The following is a 21,640-nucleotide window of genomic DNA, read 5'->3' as shown; positions in this document are numbered from 1 at the left end:
ATCATAATTTTGTCGATATTGCCAATCGTGTCCAGTCGGAACCTCGTCGATACTGCGCCCACCTTCTTCATGCGAGCGCCGTCATGGCCCATCCCAACGCCCAGTTGATCGAACGCTTCTACCAGGCCTTCCAGCGCCGCGATGGCGATGCAATGGCCGCCTGCTACAGCGCCGACGTGCAGTTCAGCGACCCGGTCTTCACCGACCTGCGTGGCGCCGAGGCCGGGGATATGTGGCGCATGCTCACCGCGCGGGCCGCGGATTTCTCCTTGAGCTACGAGGGCATCGAAGCCGATGAGCGATGCGGGACGGCGCACTGGGTGGCGTCCTACACCTTTACCCGGACCGGCCGGCGGGTGGTCAATCACATCCGCGCACGGTTCGAGTTTCGCGACGGCCTGATCTGCCGTCATGTCGATACGTTCGACCTGTGGAAATGGTCGCGCCAGGCCCTCGGAGCCAAGGGCGCCCTGCTGGGCTGGGCGCCGCCGGTGCGGGCGGCGATCCGTGCCCAGGCGGCCGGAGGACTTGCGGTATACCGCGCGCAGCGGGCCTCGAAGGCCTGATGTCAAGGTGCCGGGCTCGCTCGCGGAAGGCGGATAGGCTTAAATGACAGGCGACTCCGAGCAGGATGCCGCCATGATCACTCTTTTCCAGTTCCCGCCCGCCTTCAATGTGCCCAACGTCAGCCCCTTTTGCCTGAAGCTGGAAACCTTCCTGCGCCTGGCCGGGCTGGAGTACCAGATCAAGCACGTCGTCGACCCGCGCAAGGGCCCCAAGGGCAAGCTGCCGTTCATCACCCTGGACGGCAAGGCCATCGCGGATACCGCGATCATCATGCGTACCCTGCAGCAGTACTACGAATTCGACCTCGACGCCGGGCTCGACGCCCGTGGCCGTGGCTGGGCGGTGTCGATCACCCGGTTGTGCGACGAGCACCTGGTGCCGCTGCTGGTGTACTTCCGCTGGCTCGACGAGTCGGGCTTCCGCCAGGTGAGGGACGTGATGCTGCGCAGCATCCCGGCTCCGTTGCGTCCGGCGGTGGGCCTGTTCATGCAGCGCAAGATCCGTGGCGATCTCGCCGGCCGCGGGTTGATCCGGCACAGTCGCGAAGAGCTGCTGAGCTTCGCCCGCGACGACCTCGAAGCGCTGGACGGCATGCTCGGCGACCTGCCGTTCTACGGTGGTGCCCAACCCTGCAGCGCCGACGCGGCCGCCTATGGCGTGCTCGCCAATCTGGTGCTGAGCACCCTGGAAACGCCGCTCAACGACATGGCGCGCAGCTATGAACGGCTGGTCGCCTACTGCGAGCGCATGCAGGCCCGGGTCTGGGCATCGTGACGGCTGTCGAACCCAAGCCCTGGTTCGTTTACCTGGTGCGCGCCGAGAACGGCGCGCTCTACTGCGGCATCAGCGATGACCCGGCGCGGCGTTTCGAGACGCACCGCAGCGGCAAGGGCGCGCGTTTCTTTCATTCCAGCCCGGCCCAGGCGCTGGTCTATGTCGAGACCTGCCCCGGCAAGGGCGATGCCTTGCGCCGGGAGCGGGCGATCAAGGCGCTGACCAAGAAGGCCAAGGAACGCCTGGTGCAGGCCAATCCGGCCATCCACGCCGTGGATGTTGCCCTATCCGGGACATGAGGTAGGCCGGAGCCTTCTCGCGGGTTAAGCTGCCTGTCCATCCTTCCGGCCGCTGGAGCCCGTGATGTCCGAGCTGATCCTGCACCACTATCCGACTTCGCCCTTCGCCGAAAAGGCGCGTCTGCTACTGGGTTTCAAGCAGTTGTCCTGGCGCTCGGTGAGCATCCCGCCGCTGATGCCCAAGCCCGATCTGATGGCCCTGACCGGTGGCTATCGCCGGACTCCGGTGCTGCAGGTCGGCGCCGACATCTACTGCGACACCGCCCTGATCGCCCTCCGCCTGGAGCAGGAGAAGGCCGTGCCTTCGCTGTTCCCCGAAGGCCAGGAGTTCACCGCCGCCAGCTTCGCCCAGTGGGCGGATACGGTGATCTTCCAGCATGCCGTCAGCCTGGTGTTCCAGCCCGAATCCATCGCGGCGCGCTTCGGCAAGTTGCCGCCGGAGTTCCTCAAGGCCTTCATCGCCGACCGTAGCCAATTGTTCAGCGGCGGCAGCTCGAGCCGCCTGCCGGCCGAGCAGGCCAAACACCAGTGGCCGGTGTTCATGGCCCGTGTCGAACAACAGCTGGCGCGGGAGGAGGGTGACTTCCTGTTCGGCGAGCCGTCGATTGCCGACTTCGCCCTGGCCCACTGCCTGTGGTTCCTCAAGGGCACGCCGGTGACCGCGCCGCTGGTGGACGATTACCCGGCGGCCAGCGCCTGGCTGGGTCGCGTACTGGGCTTCGGCCACGGCGCGCCGAGTGAGATGAGTGCGGAGGAGGCGATTGCGCTGGCCCGCGGCAGCCGGCCCGCCGCATTGCCGGAGGAAGATTTCGTCGATCCCAATGGCTTCGGCGCCGGCCAGCGGGTGGTGATCGCCGCCACCGACTACGGCGTCGATCCGGTGGAAGGCGAGCTGCTGCATGCCGGGCGCGAAAGCCTGGTCCTGCGCCGCGAGGATGCGCGCGCGGGGACCGTCCACGTGCACTTCCCGCGCCTGGGCTTCAGCATCCGCCCGGCCTGAGTCCCAGAGGGCCGGGGCAGCGCCGCGTCACCGGGGTGCGCAGGCGCGGCAGGTTCTCGGCCATCTGCCGGAAATACAGCAGGCGCTCGTAGCAGAGCGCCATTTCCCCGCTGTTGCGGTTGTACCAGGCGTCCGGCGCGCCGCAGCTGAGCAGCTGGAGGGTCAGCGGACGTGGCGGCCGGAGCAGGCTGAAGACCTCGTCCAGCAACCGCTGCAAGTGGTCGCCGTGGCGCAGCAGGGCGACCAGCGGGCCCACGTCGTCGCGGCCCGCTCCCGGCATCTCGAATGTCAGCCGCAGGGCGGCCCGGTGCTGGATCGAGGCAAGGGGGCGCGCATGGCGAATCCAGTTCAGCGCCTTGCTCGCCTGCTGGAACTCCTGGTCGCAATACAGGGCCCGTTCATAGGGCAGGCCGGTGAGCGGCGGCAGCCAGTCCAGTCGCTTCATGTCGCTGCCGTACAGCAGGCAGGCGATGTTGTAGTAGCGCTGCTCATCCAGCGGATGACTGTCCCAGGCCTGTACCTGTTCCGGCGGCGGCTTGGGCGTCTGCCATTCCAGGCGCCAGTAGTCGGCGATGTCCAGCAGGCGTGCGTCGATCTCGTCCCGGGGCAGCTTCGCATAGAGGCGGAACAGCAGGATGAAGCCGAGCTGGTCGGCGGCGTCCTCCTCGCGGCCGAGCAGCGGCAGGTCGTATTCGGCGATCAGCATGTGCCCCATTTCGTGCATCACGCTGAACTCCGCGTTGGCCAGCACGAAGCGCGCGACGTTGGGCGTGAGCGTGGGGGACGTTGGGTCGGCCAGGGCAAGGTGAGTGCAGATCAATAACAGCAGCGCGAGAGTCGAGCGGTACACCCGGGGACGCCCGGAGAGCGGGACTGCAGCAGCGGTGAGAGGGTGCAAGGCGGACATGGCGGCACCGCGAGCGAGAGGCGCCTGATTTGACTTTAGCAGCGCGTGGCCGCCCGCTCTGGGGTGTTTTGTCGGAAGTTGGCAGGTTCGCGAGCAAGCTCGCTTACGACGAGCGCGCCGTGCTGACCGGTTGCCTGTAGGAGCGAGCTTGCTCGCGAACCGCCTTACATGCACGAAGAAGCCCATCTCGCGATGGGCCTCTTCGTGGCTGGCGATCAGCTCTTGCGCCGCTTGAGCTGGTCATGCAACTGGGTCGGCAGGCCGCGGATGATCAGCATGTCGCGCTCCTCGTCGTACTCCACCTTGCTGCCCAGCAGATGTGCCTCGAAGCTGATCGACAGCCCCTCGGCGCGGCCGGTGAAGCGACGGAACTGGTTGAGGGTGCGCTTGTCCGCCGGGATCTCCGGCGACAGGCCGTAGTCCTTGTTGCGGATGTAGTCGTAGAAGGCGCGCGGCGCCTGGTCGTCCATCAGCTCGGAGAGCGCGTCCAGGGCCATCGGTTCGCCGATCTTGGCCTGGCTGGTGGCGTAGTCCACCAGCACGTCGGTCTTCTCGCGGGCCTGTTCTTCGGGCAGGTCTTCGCTTTCCACGAAGTCGCTGAAGGCCTTGAGCAGGGTGCGGGTCTCGCTCGGCCCGTCGACGCCCTCGGTGCAGCCGATGAAGTCGCGGAAGTAGTCCGAGACCTTCTTGCCGCCCTTGCCCTTGATGAAGGAGATGTACTGCTTGGAGGTCTTGTTGTTGCGCCACTCGGAGATATTGATCCGCGCTGCCATGTGCAGCTGGCCCAGGTCCAGGTGGCGCGACGGGGTGACTTCCAGCGACTCGGTCACCGCCACGCCTTCGCTGTGGTGCAGCAGGGCGATGGCCAGGTAGTCGGTCATGCCTTGCTGGTAGTGGCAGAACAGCACATGGCCGCCGGTGGAGAGGTTGGACTCTTCCATCAGCGACTTCAGGTGTTCCACGGCCTGAACGGAGAACGCAACGAAGTCCTTGCCGTTGTCCAGGTACTCGCTCAGCCAGCCGCTGAACGGGTAGGCGCCGGACTCGCCCTGGAACAGGCCCCAGGCCTTGTTCGGCTTGGCGTTGTAGCTCTCGTTGAGGTCGGCCATCAGGTTCTCGATGGCCTGGGAGTCGCCCAGCTCGGCTTCGCGCGCGTGCAGCGTCGCGGGGTTGCCGTCGGGCTTCTTGTCGATCAGGTGGACGATGGCGTGGCGAATCGGCATGGCGGACCCGGTTGTTCAGTGCCGGCCGCGCCGCGTGCATCGAAGCGGCGGCGGGGCGGGCGGATTGGAAAACGCCAGAGTTTACCCGACCCGGCGTTCCCGTGCTCGGCACCGCTCAGTCCGAGGCGGCAACCTGCCCGTCCCGCTCACGCCGGTTGCGCCGCAACTGGCGCAGGCGGCGGATCACGTAGTTCAGGTGCAGGTGCAGCTCGTACAACTCGTTGTAGTACGACAGCGGCACCTCGACCTTGGCCAGTTCGGCCTCGAGCTGCTCCAGGCGTTCGATTTCCGTGCTCAGCTCGGCGCTGCCGGCGCGTTCGTCCAGGCGCCGGTCGATCTCGCGCAGGTAGCGGTACCAGCGGTAGATGCGCGCGCGGATGCGCCAGCGGTACAGCGGGCCGATGGATTTCATCAGCGGGATCAGGATGGCGATGAAGGGGATCAGCAGGATGATGTAGCGGTCCGCCAGCGAGGCGATGCGGAACGGCAGGAAGCGCTGCAGCAGTGGCGGGCCGCTCTTGTAGTAGCGCTCGGCGTCGCCTTGCAGGGCCAGGGTGCGCGGCTCGGCGCTGGGGAAGGCGCCGGCCGGGTCGAGCAGGGTGCCTTTGCTCATCACCCGGCGCGCGGCCTCCAGGATCAGCGGGGTGAGTGCCGGGTGGAAGTTGTCGTTGATCACCAGGGTGGCCACCGGCGACAGCGTGGCCAGGTCCTGCTCCGGGACGTTCTGCGCCAGGTTCAGCAGGCCTTCGCTGACTTCCACACGCGTGAGGAAGGGAATCCGCGCCTCGTAGGCATGGGCGCGGCGGAAGCCGGCCAGCTTCAGTTCGGGGCTGGCCGCCAGACGCTGGATCAAGGGGTTTTCCGCCGGGCCGACGAAGAAGGCCGCGTCCAGCGTGCCGGCCAGCAGTTCATGGGCCACCGCGTTGCCGCCGCGCGCCTGCCAGTTCGCCGGCAGGGGATCGCTGGGGATGTCGTTGGCCTTGAGGATGGCTTCGGTCACCGCCTCGGTGCCGCTGCCCGGCGTGCCGATGGCCAGCCGCAGCGGCAGCAGGTCGGCGACGCGGTCGATCTTCACGTCGCGGCGCTGGAACAGCCACAAGGGCTCCTGGAACATCGCCCCGAGGGTCTGCAGGCCGGTGCGCTGGGCGGGCTCCAGTTGTTGCTCCTGGCCGCTCTGCACCAGCCCGATGTTCACCTCGCTGCCGGTGTCCAGCAGCTTCTCCAGGTTCTGTCTCGACCCCGCGGTCTTGACCAGCTTCAGCTCGAAGCCCTGCGTGGCCAGTTCCTCCTTCAGGCGCTCGCCGAAAGCCGCATAACCGCCCCCCGGCGCGCCGGTGGCGAGGGTGGCGCTCATCGGCGGTGGCGGCGCGACGAAGTAGAAGACCGCAGCGACCAGCGCGGCCAGCACCGGCACCAGCCAGAGGTTGGCGCGGACGAGGATGGCGAGGTCCTTGAGCATGTTGACGAGGCGTTGCATGGGGAGTCCTTTTCGCGGCGTGCATTCCTGAAAGATAGCCAGCCTGGGCGGCGGTGGCCGGCGAATCCGCCATCGCGGCGGCGCAACCCGCTATCATCCCAGCCTTTGGATCACGGCTGCGGACGTCACGGTATGCGCATTCTCCACACCTCCGACTGGCACCTGGGCCAGCACTTCATGGGCAAGAGCCGCGAGGCCGAGCACCAGGCGTTCTGCGCCTGGCTGGTCGGGCAGGTGCGCGAGCAGGGCGTGGATGCGGTGATCATCGCCGGCGATGTGTTCGACACCGGCGCGCCGCCCAGTTACGCCCGCGAGCTGTACAACCGCTTCATCGTCGAACTGCGCGATACCGGCGCACGGCTGGTGGTGCTGGGCGGCAACCATGATTCGGTGGCCATGCTGGAGGAGTCCCGCGAGCTGCTGGCGTGCCTGGACACCCAGGTGATCGCCGCCGTCGGCACCGATCTCGACGCGCAGGTGCTGGTGCTGCCGCAGCGCAACGGCGAGCCCGGCGCGATCCTCTGTGCGATTCCCTTCATCCGCCCGCGTGATGTGCTCACCAGCCAGGCCGGACAGAGCGCGCAGGACAAGCAACTGGCGCTGCAACAGGCGATCCAGGCGCATTACCGGCAGTTGTTCGAGCGCGCCGAGGCGCAGCGCGAAGCCCTCGGCCGCCACCTGCCGATCCTCGCCACCGGTCACCTCACCACGGTGGGCGCGAGCGCCAGCGAGTCGGTGCGGGAGATCTACGTCGGCACGCTGGAGGCCTTCCCCACCAGCGCCTTCCCGCCGGCGGACTACATCGCCCTGGGGCACATCCACCGGCCGCAGAAGGTCGGCGGACTGGAGCACATCCGCTATTGCGGCTCGCCCATCGCGCTGAGTTTCGACGAGGCCGCGCAAGGCAAGCAGGTACTGCTGGTGGACCTGGACGACAGCGGCCTGCGCGGCGTCAGCGCCTTGCCGGTGCCGTGCTTCCAGCCGCTGAAGTCGGTGTCCGGCAGCCTCGCCAGCCTGCCCGTCGAGCTGGCCCGCGTGGCCGCGGAAGGCAGCGCCGAGCAGCCGGTGTGGCTGGAGGTGCTGGTGCACACCGACGACTACCTCAGCGATATCCAGGTGCGCGTCGAGAAGCTTTGCGAAGACCTGCCGGTGGTCGTCCTGCGAACCCGCCGTGAGCGCGGCAACGCACAGGCGGCGCTGTTCAGCGAGGCGAAGGAAACCCTCGACGAACTCAGCCCCGAGGATGTGTTCCGGCAACGCCTGGACGGCGAGGACCTGGAAGCGCCCTTGCGTGAACGCCTGACCGGGTTGTACCGGCAGGTGCTCGGTGAACTGCAAGAGCAGGAGCAGCAGCCATGAGAATCCTCAGCCTGCGCCTGAAGAACCTCAACTCGCTCAAGGGCGAGTGGAAAATCGACTTCACCGCCGAACCCTTCGCCGGCAACGGCCTGTTCGCCATCACCGGCCCCACCGGCGCCGGCAAGACCACGCTGCTCGACGCCATCTGCCTCGCGCTCTACCACCGCACGCCGCGCATGAGCGTGCTGTCGCAGAGCGGCAACGAGCTGATGACCCGGCACACCGCCGACTGCCTGGCCGAAGTGGAGTTCGAGGTGAAGGGGCAGCCCTACCGCGCCTTCTGGAGCCAGCGCCGCGCCCGCGACAAGGCCGAGGGCGCGTTGCAGGCGCCGAAGGTGGAGCTGGCGCGCGTCGACCGCGCCAGTGGCGAGGGGGAAATCCTTACCGACAAGATCAGCGACAAGCTCAAGCAGACCGAAATCCTGACGGGGCTGGACTTCGAACGCTTCACCAAATCCATGCTGCTGGCCCAGGGCGGTTTTGCCGCCTTCCTCGAAGCCAACGCCAACCAGCGCGCGGAATTGCTGGAGGAGCTGACCGGCACGGAAATCTACGGGCTGATCTCGCAGCGCGTCTTCGAGCGCACTCGCGACGTACGCGGCGCGCTCGACCAGTTGCGCGCCCGTGCCGAAGGCGTCGAACTGCTCAGCGGCGAGCAGCGCGAAGCCCTCGAACAGCAGAACCATCAGGCGCTGTTGCAGGAGGCCTCGCTGCAGGGCCGCCAGGTGGCGCTGCAGGCCCAGCGCCGTTGGTGCGAGGAGCTCGGCCGCGCCGAGCAGCAGATGCGGCAGGCCAGCGAGAACGAAACGGGTGCCCGGCAGTCGCTCGATGCGGCGCAACCGGACCTGCAACGCCTGGCCGCCAGCGAGCCCGCCGCGCGCTTGCAGCCGCTGCACCAGGCCTGGCGCGCCAATCATGACAGTCTGGCGCAGGACCGCGCCGCGCTGGAGGACAATCGCAGCGAGCAGGCCGCCAGCCGTGAACGGATCGCCGAGGCGCTGTGGAGCGCCAGCCAGTTCGCCCGGCAGGTGAGCGATGCCCGTGGTGCGGCGCTGGATGCGCTGGTCGAGCAGCGTCAGGCGCTGGAGGCACGTTTCGCGCAGCAGCCGCAGCGTGCGCGACTGGGCGAGCTGCTCGGAGGTTGGCGCGCCCAGTTCGCCCAGCGCGCCCGCCTGATGGCGGCCGGCGTGGAAATCCAGCGTCAGTTCGACCAGGCGCAGCAGGCGTTCAGCGATGCCGGTGCCCGTCGCGAAGGGCTGCAAGGCGATGCCAGGCTCAGCGAGCAGGCGCTGGGCGAGGCTCGCCAGATCGAGTCCGCCGCCCGGCAGCAACTGGAGTCATTGCTGGCCGGCGCGACCGAAGCGCAACTGCGCGACCGCGCGCAGCAGTTGCAGGCGCTGGGTCGTGGCTTCGACCGCCTGGAACAGATCGCCCAGGCACGGGCCCAGGCCGCCGCGCAACTGGCCCGCTGGCAACCGGAACTGCTTGCGCTGCGCCAGCGCAAGGGCGAGCGCGATGGCGCCATCGTCGTCCTGCGCGAGCGCTACAAGGCGACGCAGCAGCAGGTCGCCGACCGGGAAAAGCTCCTGCAGCAGGAGCAGCGCATCCACCAGCTCGAACACTGGCGCGCGCAGTTGCAGCCCGGCGAAGCCTGTCCGCTCTGCGGCTCCTTGCAGCACCCGGCGGTGGAGGCCTACCAGGCGCTGGACGTGTCGGCCACCCAGACCGCGCTCGACGAGAGCCGGCGCGCGCTGGCGGAGCTGGAGAGCCAGGGCGTTGCCCTGCGTGGCGAACTGGCCGAACTCGAAGCGCAGCTACAGCAGGGACAACGCCAGCTCGATGAAGCCGAAGCGGCGCTCCGGCAGCAGCAGGACGCCTGGCAGCAACACTGTGCGGCGCAGGGGCTGCAACTGGTCGATGAACAGGCACTGGCCACCGAGCGCCAGCGTCACGAAACGGCGCTGGCCGATCTGCAACGACAACTGACGGCGTTGGAAGAACACAAGGTCCGCCAGCAGGACGCTGTACAGGCGCGGGTTGACGCCGAACGGAAGCACAGCGAGGCGGCGCAGCAGCTGGCGCTCTTCGAGGGCGAGCAGCAGTTCGCCCGGCAGCGCCAGGACGAGCGTACGCAGCAGATCGCCAGCCAGCGTGCCGAGCTGCGACAGCAGGAGGAAACCCTGGCCGCCGCCCTGACGGAACTGGGCTATGACCTGCCGGAAGACGGCGAGCAATGGCTGGCCGAGCGCACCGGGGAGTGGCAGCGCTGGCAGCGGGACCAGCAACTCGGCCAGCAACTGGCTGCCGCCGAGCGCGAGGCGGCGCAGGCCGCAGGCGTGGCGCGGGAGACCGCGCAGCAGTGGCAGCAGCGTTGGCAGGCGGCGGCGTTCGAGGCGCGGAGCGTGGTGCCGCGCGCGGAGGACCCGCAGCAGGCGTTGGCCGAATCCGAGGCGCGCCTGGGCGCCAGCCAACGCCAGGCCGATGCGCTACAGGGCCGCGAACAGTCGCTGCTGGAGCGTCTGCAACAGGATCAGGCTCGCCTGGCGCAAAGCGCGGCGGCCTGGCAGCACGCGCTGGCGCAAAGCCCGTTCGCCGACGAGCCTGCGTACCTCGCTGCGCTGCTGGATGATGCCCAGCGCGCCGAGCTCGGCACCCTCAGGCAGAAACTGGAAACCGCCATCACCGAGGCCGTGGCCTTGCGTACGGCGGCGTTGAAGGATGTCGAGCGCCTGAACGCCGAGCCGCACGGCGATCTGTCGCTGGATGAGTTGAACCAGCAACTGCTCACCCTCAACGCCGAGCTGCGCGAACTGGGCCAGCGCCAGGGGGAAATCCGCGCGCAGTTGCAGGGTGACGATGCGCGGCGCGCCAGCCAGCAGAGCCTGTTCGAGGCGATCCGCCGGCAGGAGGAGGAACATGACCTCTGGCAGCGCCTGAACAGCCTGATCGGTGCCGCCGACGGTGCGCGCTACCGGCGCTTTGCCCAGGGCCTGACCCTCGATCACCTGGTGCACCTCGCCAACCGCCAGTTGCAGCGCCTGCACGGTCGCTACCAACTGGCGCGGCGCAGCGACGGCGAGCTGGAACTGGAAGTGGTCGATACCTGGCAGGGCGACACCGCCCGCGACTGCAAGACGCTGTCCGGCGGCGAGAGCTTCCTGGTCAGCCTGGCGCTGGCATTGGCACTGTCCGACCTGGTCAGCCACAAGACCAGCATCGACTCGCTGTTCCTCGACGAAGGTTTCGGCACCCTCGATGGCGAGACGCTGGAAGTGGCGCTGGACGCCCTCGACAGCCTCAACGCGACGGGCAAGACCATCGGCGTGATCAGCCACGTCGAAGCGCTCAAGGAGCGCATTCCGGTGCAGCTCAAGGTGCACAAGGGCGTCGGCATGGGCTACAGCCAGCTCGACGCATGCTTCCGCTTCACCCCGGGGAACGGTTGATGGACAGGCTGCGGGTACGACAGGCGACAACGGCCGATCTCGACGATTGGATCGAGCTGCGCCTGCGGCTCTGGCCGGGGGATCACGAGGCGGAATTTCGCGATGAGGCGCGGGATATCCTCGGGCATCCGCAGCGCTACTGCGCGTTCCTCGCCCGCGATGCCGCAGGCAAGGCGCTGGGGCTGGCCGAGGCGGCGGTGCACAACGATTAAGTCAACGGTACCGAGGGTACGCCGGTGCTGTTCCTCGAAGGCATCTACGTTGCCGAGTCGGCGCGCCGGCAGGGTGTCGCACGCGCCCTGGTGCGTGCCGTACAGGTCTGGGGCGTTGCGCGGGGCTGTCGGGATTTCGCCTCCGATGCGGCGCTCGACAATCACGCCAGCCATGCCCTGCATCGCGCGCTGGGCTTCGTCGAAACCGAGCGCGTGGTGTATTTCCGCAAGCCGCTGCGCGACTGATCCGAGTCAAGAGGAACGCTCGGCGCCGGTTGATGTCGACTTGCAATCGACGGTGAGCGAGATAGGCTCAAGACCGCTGAGTCAGCCCTATCCCGAACGGGAGGGCATCCACAGGTATCGTGATCTTTCGTAGAGGTGATTTGTGATGAAGAAATCCGCATCGGCTCCGAAGAAACCTGCGGCGGCAAAACCCGCCGCTACGAAGCCGGCAGCGAAGGCGGCCGCCAAACCTGCAGCCAAGACAGCCGCCAAACCGGCCGCCAAGGCCGCCGCCAGCAAACCCGCCGCCAAGCCGGCCGCAGCGAAACCCGCGGTGCGCCGCGCACCGGCCCTGGCCACGCCTTCTGACCTGAGCAAGAACGCCACTCGCGATCTTTCCGCCGCGCTCAACCGCCTGCTCGCCGACGTCTTCGCTCTCTATCTGAAGACCAAGAACTTCCACTGGCATGTCAGCGGTCCGCACTTCCGCGACTACCACCTGCTGCTGGACGAGCATGCCACGGAAATCTTCGCGATGACCGACGCCATCGCCGAGCGCACCCGCAAGATCGGTGGCAACACCATCCGCTCCATCGGCCACATCGCCCGCGACAAGCGCATCCTCGACAACGACGCCGAGTTCGTGCAGCCGCTGGACATGCTGGCCGAGCTGCAGGAGGACAACAAGGCGCTGACCTCCTACATGCGCGAAGTGCACGACCTGTGCGACGAGTACCATGACATCGCCACGGCCAGCCTGATCGAGAACTGGATCGACGAAACCGAGCAGCGCACCTGGTTCCTCTTCGAGACCAGCCGCCGTGGTGACGGTACCGGGCACTGATCCTCGGCGCGTGAAAAAGCCGTTTCTCCCAGGAGAGAAACGGCTTTCTTATTGGCGGCGTGGACTTACTCGTCCGGCTTCTTCAGCTTCGGGTTGGGGAAGAACTGCACGTTCTGCACCTTCGGATCGGCAGGCTTCTTCAGGCCGCTGACGTTGACCCGGGTGGTCAGCTCCTTCGGTACCGACTGGCCCTGGGCGTTGAGCGTATCGGCATAGCCGCAGGCCACGCATTCGCGGTGCGGCACGCCGTCGACGTCCCACATGACGATCTTGTCCTGCTCGCTGCAGGCCGGGCAGACGGCCCCGGCGATGAAGCGCTTCTTCACCTCGCTCATCACGCAGCCTCCTCGGTGAGGCCCGAGTGGCGCAGCAGGGCGTCGATGGACGGCTCGCGGCCGCGGAAGGCCACGAACAGCGCCATCGGCTCCTGGGAGCCGCCCTTGGCCAGGATCGCCTCGCGGAAGGCCGCGCCGGTCGCCGGGTTCAGCACACCTTCTTCCTCGAAGCGGGAGAACGCGTCGGCGGACAGCACTTCGGCCCACTTGTAGCTGTAGTAACCGGCCGCGTAACCGCCGGCGAAGATGTGCGCGAAGCTGTTGGCGAAGCGGTTGTACGCCGGCGGGCGCATTACCGCGACTTCAGTGCGGATCGCCTCGATCACGTCGAGCACGCTGCGGCCGTCGCCGTGGGTGGCGTGCAGCTCGAAGTCGAACAGGGAGAACTCCAGCTGGCGGACCATCATCAGGCCGGACTGGAAGTTCTTCGCGGCGAGCATCTTCTCCAGCAGGTCCTGGGGCAGCGGCGCGCCGGTTTCGTAATGACCGGAAATCAGCGCCAGGCCTTCGGGCTCCCAGCACCAGTTCTCCATGAACTGGCTCGGCAGCTCCACTGCGTCCCAGGCCACGCCGTTGATGCCCGAGGCGCCGGCGTGTTCGACGCGGGTCAGCAGGTGGTGCAGGCCGTGGCCGAATTCGTGGAACAGGGTGGTGACTTCATCGTGGGTCAGCAGCGCCGGCTTGCCGCCGACCGCCGGGGTGAAGTTGCAGACGAGATAAGCTACCGGCGATTGCAGCTCGCCTTCGGCGGTGCGGCGACGGTCGCGGGCGCCGTCCATCCAGGCGCCGCCACGCTTGTTGGCGCGGGCGTAGAGGTCGAAGTAGAAGCGGCCGACGTGCTGGCCGTTTTCCTCGATCTCGAACAGGCGCACGTCCGGGTGCCAGCGCTCGAAGTCGTTCAGCTCGCGGATCTGGATGCCGTAGAGCTTCTGCACGATGGCGAACAGGCCGGAGAGCACCTTGTCCACCGGGAAGTAGGCGCGCAGGGCTTCCTGGGACACGCTGTAGCGCGCCTCGCGCAGCTTCTCGCCGAAGTAGCTGGCGTCCCAGCTGGAGAGGTTCGGGCAGCCCTGTTCGGCGGCGTAGGCCTTGAGCTGCGCAAGATCCTGGGCGGCGAAGGGCTTGCTGCGCACGGCCAGGTCGCGGAGGAAGTGCAGGACCTGCTCGGGGGTCTCGGCCATCTTGGTGGCCAGGGACAGCTCGGCGAAGTTCGCAAAGCCCAGCAGGCGCGACAGTTCCTGGCGCAGGTCGAGGATTTCCTGCATCACCGGGCCGTTGTCGTTCTGTCCGGCGTTCGGACCCTGGTCGGAGGCGCGGGTGCAGTAGGCGGCGTAGACCTCTTCGCGCAGGGCGCGGTCTTCGGCGTAGGTCATCACCGCGTAGTAGCTGGGGAATTCCAGGCTGATCAGCCAGCCGTCCAGCTCCTTGGCCTGGGCGGCCTGCTGCATCTGCGCCTTGGCCGAGTCGGTCAGGCCGGCCAGCGCGGCTTCGTCGGTGATGTGCTTGGTCCAGGCCTGGGTGGCGTCCAGCAACTGGTTGGAGAAGCGGCTGCCCAGCTCGGACAGGCGCGTCTGGATTTCGGCGTAGCGCTGCTGCTGCTCGGCCGGCAGGTCGATACCCGACAGGCGGAAGTCGCGCAGGGCGTGTTCGAGGATGGTCTTCTGGGCGACGTCGAAGGTCTTCGACTCGGCACTGGCGGCCAGCGACTCGTAGGCCTTGAACAGCTCGCGGTTCTGTCCCAGTTCGGTCCAGTAGGCGGACAGCAGCGGCAGGCAGCCTTCGTAGGCCTCGCGCAGTTCGGCGCTGTTGCACACCGCGTTGAGGTGGCTGACCGGGCTCCAGGCCTTGCCCAGGCGATCATGCAGTTCGTCCATGCTGAGCACCAGGCCGGCCCAGGTCGGGGTGCCGTTCTGCTGGGCGAGGATGCGCGCGATGGCGGCGCGGTTGTCGGCGAGGATCTGCTCGATGGCCGGCTTCACGTGCTCGGGGCGAATGGAGGAGAAGGGCGGCAGGTCGTAGCTCTGCAGAAGGGGATTCGCGCTCACGGTGGCACCTTGGTTGAAGAAACACTCGGCCATCTTAAATACAATCGGCCGTATTCGCAGCCAGAGAGACTCTATCGTGACTATTCGTTCGTATCAGGGCAAAACGCCAGCGCTCGGCGAGCGCGTGTTCGTCGACGCCAGCGCCGTGGTCATCGGCGACGTGGAGATTGGCGCGGACAGCTCGATCTGGCCACTGGTCACCATTCGCGGCGACATGCACCGCATCCGCATCGGTGCGCGCACCAGCGTGCAGGACGGCAGCGTGCTGCACATCACCCACGCCGGCCCCTTCAACCCGGACGGTTTCCCGCTGACCATCGGTGACGACGTGACCATCGGCCACAAGGTGCTGCTGCACGGCTGCACCATCGGCAGCCGCATCCTGGTGGGCATGGGCTCGATCGTGATGGACGGCGCGGTGATCGAGGACGAAGTGATCCTCGGCGCCGGCAGCCTGGTGCCGCCGGGCAAGGTACTGGAGAGCGGTTACCTCTACGTCGGCAGCCCGGTGAAGAAGGGCCGCCCGCTGACCGACAAGGAGCGCGCATTCTTCACCTACAGCGCCGGCAACTATGTGAAGCTCAAGGACCAGCACATCGCCGAAGGCTATGCCGGCTGAACCCTCGGCCAGCCAGTGACCACCGCGCGCCCACCACAGGAGAGCCCGCCATGCTGTTACGCGCCCAGACGTCCACCCTGTTGATCATCGATATCCAGGAGCGCCTGTTCCCGGCCATCCACGAGGCCGAGTCGGTGCTCGAACACAGTGCCTGGCTGCTGGCGGTCGCGCAGCGCCTGGGCGTGCCGGCGCTGGCCACCGAGCAGTATCCCAAGGGCCTGGGCCCGACCCTGCCCGCGCTGCGTGATGCGCTGCCGGCGGAGGCGCTGCTGGAGAAGATCGCTTTTTCCGCCGTGGCCGATCCCGGCCTGTTGCAGATGCCCGGTGGCGAGCGCCGGCAGTTCGTGGTGTGCGGCACCGAGGCGCATGTCTGCGTGCTGCAGACGGTGCTGGGCCTGCTGGCCGATGACCGCGAGGTATTCGTGGTGGACGAGGCGGTCGGTTCGCGCCACCCACGGGACAAGGCGCTGGCGCTGGAACGCATGCGTCAGGCCGGGGCGATGATCGTCTCGCGGGAGATGGTCGCCTTCGAGTGGATGGAGCGCGCCGGCACGGAAGTCTTCCGGGAGATCAGCAAGCAGTTCATCCGCTGAGCGTCATTTCCACAGCGTGCGCCACTTCGCGCGCTGCTCCGGCTCCTGGAAGGTCCAGGCGACGAAGCGGCTCTGCTTCTGGCCCTGGGCCATGTCCACGCTGCGCACGGTGACCGCGCCGGCCTTTTTCAGGGCGCGGCGGAACTCGTCGAGGTTGCCGGCCTTGGATACCAGCGAGCTGAACCACAGCACCTGCTGGCCCACTTCCGCGCTTTCCGCCGCCAGCTTGCGCAGGAAGGCGATCTCGCCGCCTTCGCACCACAGCTCGTTGCTCTGCCCGCCGAAGTTCAGCGTGGGCAGCTTGCGCGACGGGTCGAGCTTGCCGAGGTTCTTCCACTTGCGCCGGCTGCCGCTGCTGGCCTCCTCGGGCGAGGCGTGGAAGGGTGGGTTGCACAGGGTGGCGTCGAAGCGTTCATCGGCGCCCAGCAGGCCGTGGAAGATGTGCTTCGCATCGTGCTGCTGGCGCAGTTCGATGGCCTCGTTCAGGCCCGGATTGCCGTTCAGGATGGCGTGGGCGGAGGCCAGGGCGGCGGGCTCGATGTCCGAGCCGAGGAAACGCCAGCCGTAGTCGCGGTGGCCGATCAGCGGATAGATGCAGTTGGCGCCAACACCGATGTCCAGCACGCGCACCCGTGGGCCGCGCGGAATGCTGCCGGCGTTTTCCTCGGCGAGCAGGTCGGCGAGGTAGTGCACGTAGTCGGCGCGGCCGGGGATCGGCGGGCAGAGGAAGCCGGCGGGAATGTCCCACTGGCCGATGCCGTACTGCGCCTTGAGCAGCGCACGGTTGAACACGCGTACCGCCTCGGGATTGGCGAAGTCGATGCTCGGCTTGCCGTAGGGATTGGTGATGAGGAAGCGGCCGAGCTCGGGGCAGCCCTCGATCAGTGCCGGGAAGTCGTAGTGGCCCTGGTGCCGGTTGCGCGGGTGCAGCAGGTTTGGCCGCTTGGCGGCAGGGTCGCGCAGGGGGATGGCGGATTTCGAGGGCGCGGCGGGACGTTTCGGCGGTTTCGACATGGCAGTGGCGGGGCTGGGAAGCGGTGGGCGATTTTCCCACAGTTGCGCGCCGTGCGCCTCAGCCGAGCAGCACGTCACCCAGGCGGTCGAACAGCAGGCAGCACAGCAGCAGGGGAATCGGCAGTCCGAACAGGGTGCCGAGCATGTAGGGCGCAAAGCCGATACCCGAGAGCGCCAGGCTGTAGTTCAGCGTCGGCGAGGTGAGGAAGGCGTGGCGCAGGAGGAACACGCTGCTGGCCGGGCGCTGGTCGAGATGACTGAATATCGCGCGGGTGACCCGGTTGTTCAGCAGGCGCAGGCCGTTGCCGCCCACTGCGCGTATCACCAGGAAGGTGAAGCCGCAGGAGAGCACTGCCGCACAGTAGGTGATCAGCCCGCCCCACAGCTTGCCCAGCGCCAGCACGGCGGCGGCGAGGAACAGCAGGCCGGGGATGTGCAGCAGGTTGCCCAGGGCGAACAACCCGACGAACAGCAGCAGGCCACGCAGGCGATTGTCCTGCAGTTCGCTGCGCAGGTAATCGAGGCTGAAATCCTCATGCAGGCCGCTGGCGCGATAGAGCGCGAGCAGCACCAGGGCGAATGCCAGCAGCAGGATCAGTCGGCGAAAGCGCCAGATGACGGGTGGGACGGGAAGCATGGCGGCGGCTCAGGGGTACTGCAGGACATCCTTGATCTGCGCCAGGTGCTGGGCGATCCAGCGCGGATCGATGGCGCCCCAGTCGCGGATGCGGTAGTGCCCGGCGTTGTTGCGCTCGCCGTCGTGCTGCTCGAAGGCGCAGTCGATGTCCAGGTCGGCCAGCGCGGCCAGGGTGTCCTGGGCGGTGCGGCGGGGCATGCCGGTGACCTCCATCAGCGCCGGCACGCTGGTGGCGGTGCCGCTGTCGATCAGCCAGGCGACATAGAGTCGGCGGTAGAAACTGCTTTTGGTCTTGCTCACTTCCATCGAGACGTTTCCTTGGTGATCTTGTAGTGGCCGGCTACAGCGGCAGCAGCCAGGGTACCAGCAGAACGCTGACGATCATCACCAGAATCGTGAAGGGTACGCCAACCTTGACGAAATCTCCGAAGCGATAGCGTCCGGGGCCGAGCACCAGGGTGTTCACCGGCGAGGAGATCGGCGTCATGAACGCGGCCGAGGCGGCCAGCGCGACGATCATGGCGAACGCCTGGGGCGAGGCGCCGAGGGCTTTCGCCGTGGCGATGGCGACCGGCGCCATGAGCACGGCGGTGGCGGTGTTGGAGATGAACAGGCCGATCAGCGCGGTGAGCACGAACAGGCTGGCGAGGATCGCATAGTGACCGGCGCCGCCGAGCGCGCCGACCAGGCCGTTGACCGCCAGGTCGATGCCGCCGGTCTTCTGCAGGGCGAGGGCGAAGGGCAGCATGCCGACGATCAGCAGCAGGCTCTGCCAGTGGATCGAGCGGTAGGCGCTGTCCATGTCGATGCAGCGGAACGCGCCCATCAGCAGGCAGCCGATCAGCGCCGCCATGACGTTGGGCGCCAGGCCGCTGACCATCAGGATCACCATCACCGCCAGGCTGAACAGCGCGTGGGGCGCCTGGCTGGCGGCGGGGGCGGCTTCGTCCACCTCGGCGGGCAGGCTGAGCACCAGGAAGTCGCGCCCGCGCGCCTGCAGCTGGCGGATGTCCTTCCAGGCGCCGATCACCAGCAGGGTATCGCCGACCTTCAGCTTGGCCTCCAGCAGGCCGTCCACCAGTGCCTCTCGGTTGCGCCGCAGGCCGACCACGTTGAGGCCGAACTGGCTGCGGAACTCCAGCTCCAGCACGCTTTTGCCGAGCAGGGTGGATTCCGGCGGCAGCGTCACTTCGGCCATTCCTACTTCGTGGGCGCGCTCGGTGAAGTAGTCGCCCTGCAGGCTCAGCGGTTCCAGGCCGTATTCGTGGTACAGGCCCAACAGGTCGCCGCGCTCGCCATAGATGTCCACCAGCAGCACGTCGCCGGCATGCAGGGTGATGTTGGCGCTGGGGCCGAAGATCTTCAGGCGGAAGTGCACCATGCGTTCGATGGCCACCACGTTGGTGCCGGCGCGGGCGCGCAGCTCCATGTCGCCCAGGCTCATGCCCACCAGTTGCGAATCGGCGCGGATGCGCAGGCGGCGCTCGCGGCCGGCCAACTGGTAGTCGCGGATCAGGTCGCCCAGGGTGCGGCGCTTGAGGTTCTGCCTGGCGTCGCTGGCGTCGTCGCCCAGCCAGCGGCGCGCCACCAGCATGTAGCCGATGCCCAGGACCAGGACCACCAGGCCGAAGGGCGTGAAGCTGAAGAAGCCGAAACCCTCCGAGCCCTCGCGCACCAGTTCGCTGTGCACCACCACGTTGGGCGCGGTGGCGACCAGGGTGAGCATGCCGCTGATCAGCCCGGCGAAGCTCAACGGCATCATCAGCCGGCGCGGCGACACGTGCAGGCGCGCGGCGATGCTCAGCACCACGGGAATGAAGATGGCGACCACCCCGGTGGAACTCATCACCGAGCCAAGCCCGGCCACGGCGAGCATCAGCAGCACCAGCAGGCGCGTCTCGCTGGCGCCGGCCCGGCGCGTCAGCCATTCGCCGATGCGGTAGGCCACGCCGGTGCGTACCAGCCCCTCGCCGATGACGAACAGCGCGGCGATCAGGATGACGTTGGGATCGGCGAAGCCGGCCAGCGACTCCTGCACGCTGATCACCCCGGAGAGGGGCAGGGCGACCATCACCAGCAGGGCGACCACGTCCATCCGCGGACGGTTGATGACGAACAGCGCCACGGCGGTGGCGAGCAGGAACAGGACCCAGATCAGTGGCAGACTCATGCGCTTCCCTTGCGGATTTCCGGCGCCATTGTGCCCGCTGGCGCGGGCGCAATGCCTTGACCCGGTGCAGCTTAGCGAAGCCTGGGACCTGCGTATGCCAGGATTGCGCCGTCAGGGCAGGCGCGCGGCCGGAGTGATCTGCCGGGGATCGGTGCGCAGCTCGATCAGCGCCGGCTTGCCGCTGGCCTGGGCGCGCTGGAACGCGGCGGCGAAATCCTCGCTGCGTTCGACCCGTTCGCCGTGGGCGCCGAAGGCCTGGGCGAGGGCGACGAAATCCGGGTTGCGCAGTGCGGTGGCGCTGATGCGGCCGGGGTACTCGCGCTCCTGGTGCATGCGGATGGTGCCGAGCATGCCGTTGTTGACCACGATGACGGTCAGCGGCGCGCCGTACTGCACGGCGGTGGCCAGCTCCTGCGGGTACATCATGAAGCAGCCGTCGCCGGCGAAGCACACCACGCTGCGCTGCGGGTCGCGCAGCTTGGCGGCGATGGCCGCGGGGAAGCCGTAGCCCATCGCGCCGTTGGTGGGTGCCAGTTGGCTGCGCGGGGAGCGGTAGCGGTAGAAGCGGTGGACCCAGACGGCGTAGTTGCCGGCGCCGTTGCTGATCACGGCGTCGTCCGGCAGCGTTTCGTTCAGGTACTGGACGACCTGGGTGAGGTCCACGCCCTGTGGCGGTTCTGTGTTCTGCGGCGGGGTGATGTAGCTGAGGTAATCGGCGCGGGCTGAAGCGGTCCATTCGGCCCAGGGCGTCTCGGCGAGGGGAGCGAGGCCGGCGAGGGCTGCGGCGATCTCCGGCATGCCGGCCTGGATGCACTGGTCCGCCTGGTAGACGCGGCCCAGCTCGCTGGCGTCGGGGTAGACGTGGATCATTTCCTGCAGCGGGCGCGGGCTCTGGATCAGGGTATAGCCGGCGCTGGGCGTTTCGCTCAGGCGTGAGCCGAGCACCAGCAGCAGGTCGGCTTCCTGCACGCGCGCCGTGAGCTTGGGTGAGGCGCCGAAGCCGAGCTGGCCGGCGTATTGCTCGTCGCGGTTGTCGATCAGGTCCTGGCGGCGGAACGAGGCCAGCAGCGGCAGCCTGTTGGCGCGGGCGAAGGCGCGTACCTGCTCGCAGGCCTCCTGTGTCCAGCCGGTGCCGCCGACGATCAGTAGCGGACGCCGGGCCTGGCTCAGGCGATCGCGCAGTTCGGCCAGGGCGTTGGCGCAGGGAGCCGCACGAGTGATCGGCGTCGGTGCCACATCGGCGACCTGCGCGGAGTCGAACAGCACTTCCTCCGGCAACCCGATCACCACCGGGCCGGGCCGCCCGGACTGGGCGACGCGGAAGGCGCGGGCGACGATCTCCGGGAGGCGGCGGATGTCGTCGACTTCGGTGGCCCACTTGGCCAGGCCGCCGAACATCTGCCGGTAGTCCACTTCCTGGAAGGCCTCGCGGCCCTTGAAGGCGCTTTCCACCTGGCCGATGAAGAGGATCATCGGCGTCGAGTCCTGCATCGCCGTGTGCACGCCGTTGGCCGCGTGGGTCGCGCCCGGCCCGCGGGTGACGAAGCAGATGCCGGGGCGGCCGGTGAGCTTGCCGTAGGCGTCGGCCATGTTCGAGGCGGCGCCTTCGTGGCGGGTGACGATGGTCTGGATGCCGGCGGCGTCGTACAGCGCGTCGAGCACCGGCAGGTAGCTTTCGCCGGGGATGCAGTAGACGGTATCCACCGCGTGGCGCAGCAGGGCATCGACGAGGATCTGGCCGCCGTTGCGGGCCGGGGTATCGGACATGGGCGTCGGGTTCCTGGAGGGGCAGGGGTGCGCTGATCTTCGAACAACTGCCACGACGATCCAAGCGAGCATTCTTCGCAAGGTCATTCCGCCCTGGAATGAACATGCCGCCCCGGAGCGGGCGCGA

General features: G+C 67.9%; 19 protein-coding genes and 1 pseudogene. 10 read left to right on the top strand and 10 right to left on the bottom strand.

Features of this window, described 5'->3' with window-relative positions; all coding sequences use genetic code 11:
- Nucleotides 1-83 precede the first annotated feature (83 nt).
- The 4 genes from H681_RS19235 to H681_RS19220 all read left to right on the top strand — a co-directional run bounded on the left by H681_RS19235 (nucleotide 84) and on the right by H681_RS19220 (nucleotide 2,640).
- The gene (locus H681_RS19235) at nucleotides 84-566 is read left to right on the top strand and encodes a nuclear transport factor 2 family protein (protein WP_015478553.1); all 483 of its coding nucleotides are present in this window, start codon (nucleotides 84-86) and stop codon (nucleotides 564-566) included.
- 73 nt (nucleotides 567-639) lie between these two features.
- Nucleotides 640-1,341, top strand: coding sequence for a glutathione S-transferase C-terminal domain-containing protein (locus tag H681_RS19230; RefSeq protein ID WP_041712697.1), 702 nt, complete (start codon nucleotides 640-642; stop codon nucleotides 1,339-1,341).
- Nucleotides 1,338-1,640, top strand: a complete 303-nt coding sequence (locus H681_RS19225) for a GIY-YIG nuclease family protein (RefSeq protein WP_015478551.1) — start codon at nucleotides 1,338-1,340, stop codon at nucleotides 1,638-1,640. The genes H681_RS19230 and H681_RS19225 overlap by 4 nt, the downstream gene beginning before the upstream one ends.
- 64 nt (nucleotides 1,641-1,704) lie before the next feature.
- Entirely contained in the window at nucleotides 1,705-2,640 is a 936-nt protein-coding gene (locus H681_RS19220; protein WP_015478550.1) for a glutathione S-transferase family protein, read from the top strand.
- On the opposite strand, the gene H681_RS19215 is transcribed toward H681_RS19220, so the two are convergent.
- From H681_RS19215 to H681_RS19205, 3 genes are all read right to left on the bottom strand, one after another.
- A complete protein-coding gene (locus tag H681_RS19215) occupies nucleotides 2,621-3,547 on the bottom strand; it encodes a DUF4344 domain-containing metallopeptidase (RefSeq protein WP_236620488.1) in 927 nt (308 codons plus the stop codon). The two genes, H681_RS19220 and H681_RS19215, sit on opposite strands and share 20 nt — an antisense overlap.
- A 215-nt stretch (nucleotides 3,548-3,762) precedes the next feature.
- Nucleotides 3,763-4,770: a nucleoid-associated protein YejK gene (gene yejK / locus H681_RS19210; protein WP_015478548.1), complete on the bottom strand. Its 1,008-nt coding sequence runs from the start codon at nucleotides 4,768-4,770 to the stop codon at nucleotides 3,763-3,765.
- Nucleotides 4,771-4,885: 115 nt separating this feature from the next.
- A complete protein-coding gene (locus H681_RS19205; protein WP_015478547.1) occupies nucleotides 4,886-6,247 on the bottom strand; it encodes a TAXI family TRAP transporter solute-binding subunit in 1,362 nt (453 codons plus the stop codon).
- 132 nt (nucleotides 6,248-6,379) lie between these two features.
- On the opposite strand from H681_RS19205, the gene sbcD reads away from it, so the two are divergent.
- From sbcD to H681_RS19180, 4 genes and pseudogenes are all read left to right on the top strand, one after another.
- Nucleotides 6,380-7,606 (top strand): exonuclease subunit SbcD, encoded by a 1,227-nt coding sequence (gene sbcD, locus H681_RS19200; protein WP_015478546.1) that lies wholly within the window; start codon nucleotides 6,380-6,382, stop codon nucleotides 7,604-7,606.
- The gene (locus H681_RS19195) at nucleotides 7,603-11,052 is read left to right on the top strand and encodes an AAA family ATPase (protein ID WP_015478545.1); all 3,450 of its coding nucleotides are present in this window, start codon (nucleotides 7,603-7,605) and stop codon (nucleotides 11,050-11,052) included. The genes sbcD and H681_RS19195 overlap by 4 nt, the downstream gene beginning before the upstream one ends.
- Nucleotides 11,052-11,510: pseudogene (gene aac(6'), locus H681_RS27275) on the top strand (aminoglycoside 6'-N-acetyltransferase). The gene H681_RS19195 and the pseudogene aac(6') overlap by 1 nt, the downstream one beginning before the upstream one ends.
- 145 nt (nucleotides 11,511-11,655) lie before the next feature.
- Nucleotides 11,656-12,333: a Dps family protein gene (locus tag H681_RS19180; RefSeq protein ID WP_201765465.1), complete on the top strand. Its 678-nt coding sequence runs from the start codon at nucleotides 11,656-11,658 to the stop codon at nucleotides 12,331-12,333.
- A 65-nt stretch (nucleotides 12,334-12,398) separates the two neighbouring features.
- Here H681_RS19180 and H681_RS19175 read toward each other — a convergent pair whose 3' ends face one another.
- Together H681_RS19175 and prlC are read right to left on the bottom strand one after the other, a co-directional pair.
- Entirely contained in the window at nucleotides 12,399-12,668 is a 270-nt protein-coding gene (locus H681_RS19175; RefSeq protein WP_015478540.1) for a YheV family putative zinc ribbon protein, read from the bottom strand.
- Nucleotides 12,668-14,713, bottom strand: coding sequence for an oligopeptidase A (gene prlC / locus H681_RS19170; protein ID WP_080636278.1), 2,046 nt, complete (start codon nucleotides 14,711-14,713; stop codon nucleotides 12,668-12,670). Before prlC ends, H681_RS19175 begins: the two co-directional genes overlap by 1 nt.
- Before the next feature lie 76 nt (nucleotides 14,714-14,789).
- On the opposite strand from prlC, the gene H681_RS19165 reads away from it, so the two are divergent.
- The gene (locus H681_RS19165; protein ID WP_015478538.1) at nucleotides 14,790-15,332 is read left to right on the top strand and encodes a gamma carbonic anhydrase family protein; all 543 of its coding nucleotides are present in this window, start codon (nucleotides 14,790-14,792) and stop codon (nucleotides 15,330-15,332) included.
- A gap of 50 nt (nucleotides 15,333-15,382) precedes the next feature.
- The gene (locus H681_RS19160; protein ID WP_015478537.1) at nucleotides 15,383-15,925 is read left to right on the top strand and encodes a hydrolase; all 543 of its coding nucleotides are present in this window, start codon (nucleotides 15,383-15,385) and stop codon (nucleotides 15,923-15,925) included.
- 3 nt (nucleotides 15,926-15,928) lie between these two features.
- Here the strand turns inward: H681_RS19160 and rlmF are convergent, their stop codons facing one another.
- From rlmF to H681_RS19135, 5 genes are all read right to left on the bottom strand, one after another.
- Entirely contained in the window at nucleotides 15,929-16,939 is a 1,011-nt protein-coding gene (gene rlmF / locus H681_RS19155; RefSeq protein ID WP_015478536.1) for a 23S rRNA (adenine(1618)-N(6))-methyltransferase RlmF, read from the bottom strand.
- A 58-nt stretch (nucleotides 16,940-16,997) separates the two neighbouring features.
- Nucleotides 16,998-17,576 carry a VTT domain-containing protein gene (locus tag H681_RS19150; protein WP_015478535.1) on the bottom strand — a complete coding sequence of 193 codons (579 nt, stop codon included), beginning with the start codon at nucleotides 17,574-17,576 and terminating at the stop codon, nucleotides 16,998-17,000.
- Nucleotides 17,577-17,585: 9 nt separating this feature from the next.
- Complete coding sequence (locus H681_RS19145) at nucleotides 17,586-17,882, bottom strand: winged helix-turn-helix domain-containing protein (RefSeq protein ID WP_015478534.1); 297 nt, start codon at nucleotides 17,880-17,882, stop codon at nucleotides 17,586-17,588.
- Nucleotides 17,883-17,916: 34 nt separating this feature from the next.
- Nucleotides 17,917-19,746: an SLC13 family permease gene (locus H681_RS19140; RefSeq protein ID WP_015478533.1), complete on the bottom strand. Its 1,830-nt coding sequence runs from the start codon at nucleotides 19,744-19,746 to the stop codon at nucleotides 17,917-17,919.
- A gap of 111 nt (nucleotides 19,747-19,857) precedes the next feature.
- Nucleotides 19,858-21,513 carry a thiamine pyrophosphate-binding protein gene (locus H681_RS19135; protein WP_015478532.1) on the bottom strand — a complete coding sequence of 552 codons (1,656 nt, stop codon included), beginning with the start codon at nucleotides 21,511-21,513 and terminating at the stop codon, nucleotides 19,858-19,860.
- Nucleotides 21,514-21,640: the final 127 nt, after the last annotated feature.

The sequence above is a fragment of the Pseudomonas sp. ATCC 13867 genome (assembly GCF_000349845.1).
In the GTDB taxonomy this organism is placed as follows: Bacteria; Pseudomonadota; Gammaproteobacteria; order Pseudomonadales; family Pseudomonadaceae; genus Pseudomonas.
The sequence above is the reverse complement of the archived record's forward strand: the minus strand, read 5'-3'. Positions and strand labels throughout refer to the sequence as shown.